Source organism: Collinsella aerofaciens (genome assembly GCF_901212495.1).
GTDB lineage: Bacteria > Actinomycetota > Coriobacteriia > Coriobacteriales > Coriobacteriaceae > Collinsella > Collinsella aerofaciens_H.
In genome coordinates this window covers 1-2557 of sequence record NZ_CAAKNY010000024.1, presented here as the reverse complement: position 1 = coordinate 2557, position 2557 = coordinate 1, and the positions used below count along the sequence as shown (strand labels likewise).

At 63.9% G+C, this 2557-nt stretch carries 2 protein-coding genes; both read right to left on the bottom strand.

What is annotated here, in order from left to right; translation table 11 throughout:
• Window positions 1–26 precede the first annotated feature (26 nt).
• A complete protein-coding gene (gene mobB / locus SFLMC1_RS11400; RefSeq protein WP_222837965.1) occupies window positions 27–1325 on the bottom strand; it encodes a molybdopterin-guanine dinucleotide biosynthesis protein B in 1299 nt (432 codons plus the stop codon).
• 4 nt (window positions 1326–1329) lie between these two features.
• Window positions 1330–2385, bottom strand: a complete 1056-nt coding sequence (moaA, locus tag SFLMC1_RS02550) for a GTP 3',8-cyclase MoaA (protein ID WP_226798383.1) — start codon at window positions 2383–2385, stop codon at window positions 1330–1332.
• Window positions 2386–2557: the final 172 nt, after the last annotated feature.

Sequence of the window (2557 nt, the reverse complement as noted above, 5' to 3'; positions counted from 1 at the left end):
ATAAACCTGTCCCTTTTTAGCAGGTTTTAGGCCAGATGATCTTGGATCAGATCGCAGATGGCTCGGGCGTCGTTGATGTTGATGGCTCGGGTCGCAAAGCCGGCATCGAATGCCTGGCGTGCCAGGGCTTCGTTGCAGGCAAGGGCTAGCGTGCGGCCGTCGACCAGGTCGAGCGAGCTCTTGCCGCGCAGACGGTCGACACCGGAGCGCGCGACCACGATGTTGTCGAAGCCCTCGGTCTTGTAGCCCTCGATGATCACCACATCGACATCGTTGTAACGCGACAGCAGCTCGCGCGCGGGCATCTCGTCCTCCTCGCGCGTGTCGGCGTACTCCGCCCAGCGCGTGGCGCAGATGAGGCCCACGTGTTTGGATCCAGCCTGGTGATGGCGCCAGGTATCCTTAGCGGGCACGTCGATATCAAAGCCGTGGTGCCCGTGATGCTTGAGCGAACCCACGCGCAGGCCACGGCGGGTGAGCTCGGCGATAACCTTCTCGACGAGCGTGGTCTTGCCCGAGTTTTGGTAGCCGATAAACGCGATCGCGGGGACGGCCGGGGCGGGAGCTATGGGTGCGACCGAAGCAGGCGCGCTTGAGGGCGCGCTGCCGTCGACGCCCGCAGCCTCAACAGCAGCGGCCTGACGCTCTGCACGATCCCACACGCCCGAGCGGCCGCCCTCCTTGTGCAGCAGGCGCACGTCGACGATCTCCATGCCGCGGTCGACGGCCTTGCACATGTCAAAGATCGTTAGGCACGCGGCGCTCGCGCCGGTCAACGCCTCCATCTCGATACCCGTCTTGCCCGTCACGCCGGCCGTGACCAGCACGTGAAAGCCAACCTGTCCGTCCGCGCGCACCGGCGCCCAGCCCTCAGGCACGTCCTCGGCCGGCGTCCCCGCCGGAGCGATGGGCGCAATGTCGCACTTACTCTTGGTAATGAGCAGCGGATGGCACATGGGAATGATGTCACTCGTGCGCTTGATGGCCATGATGCCTGCCACGCGCGCGCAGGCAAGCACGTCGCCCTTTTTGGCGCGGTCCTGCAGCACCATGGCCTGCGTCTCGGGGTGCATAAGGATGGTGCCCTCGGCGATGGCAATGCGATGGGTCTCGGCCTTGTCGGACACGTCGACCATGCGCACCTCGCCCTTGGCGTCCACGTGCGTCAGCTCGTCGCGACGGGCGTCACGGGCGGGCTCGGAGACAGCGCTGACAGTCGGCTGCGCGACCATGGCGGCATCGCCGGCCGCAGCCGTGACTTTGTGGGCAGACATCGCGGCCCTGCGAGCGGCCTTGGTGGCATCGGCGTACCTGCTCTTGGCCATATGATCATCCTCCGATTTGGGACATAAATCGTTGCGTGCCCTCAATTATCGCGTGTTCCTGCGGTTTGTGGGCGACGGCATCGCGCCAAATCGAAAGTACCTGCATATCATCACCACGGCGCAGGGCGTCGCGCACCGAATACTCGGCATCGCTAAACAGGCACGGACGCACGTTGCCATCGGCCGTCAGGCGCAGACGGTTGCAATTCGCACAAAAATGGTTGGACATGGCGCTAATAAAGCCAACCGTTCCCGCCGCGCCCGGAAAGTGCCAATAGCGCGCAGGACCCGCGCCGGCAGGAGCGTCGTTCATGTCGAGCGGCTCGAGCTCGCCCAGTCCCGCCGCGGCGGCCCCGGCATTGATGCGCGCCCGTAGCTCGTTGCTCGGCACGGTGTCGCTCGCGTCCCACAGCGCCGGATTGAGCGCGGGCGCATGCGGGTCCACAGCGCAATGCGAGCTCGTGCGCTCGTCGCCAATGGGCATGTATTCGATAAAGCGCAGGTGGATGGGGCGGTCGAGCGTAAGCCGCGCGAGGGCCGCCACATCCTGGTTGAGCCGGCGCACAACAACGCAGTTGACCTTAACGGGCTCAAAGCCCCAAGCCAGTGCCGCGTCGATGCCAGCCATGGTCTGTTCGAGCCGACCCAAGCGCGTGATCTTTCCAAAGAGCGTAGAATCGAGCGTGTCGAGCGAAATGTTAACGCGGTTAAGCCCCGCGTCTTTGAGCTGCGGCGCCAGCTTGGGCAGCAGGGCACCGTTGGTGGTGAGCGAGATGTCCTCGATCTGCGGAATCGCGCGGATGTCGCGAATGAGCGGAATGATGCGGCGGCTAACCAGCGGCTCGCCACCCGTCAGACGCACGCGGCGAATGCCCTCCCCCGCTACCAAGCGCACAAAGCGGGCGATTTCCTCGGCGCTGAGCAGCTCGTCGTGCGCGCGGGGTGCCACGCCATCGGCCGGCATGCAGTAAATGCAGCGGAAATTGCACTTGTCGGTAACGGCAATGCGCAGGTAGTTGATATCGCGGCCAAAGCCGTCATGTTGCACGTGCCCGTCCACGCAGCCCTCCCCTCACGCGGCGTTTTATTCTTCGGAAAACATAATACCCCACGGGAGAATCATGCCGACACCCGTACGACAGGACAGGTCGCTTCGAGCAAAACGGACTTTCCAAGCCCATCCTCAACACAGACCATCACAGCATTCGATGCTTTTCCCGTTTTTGGCAAAA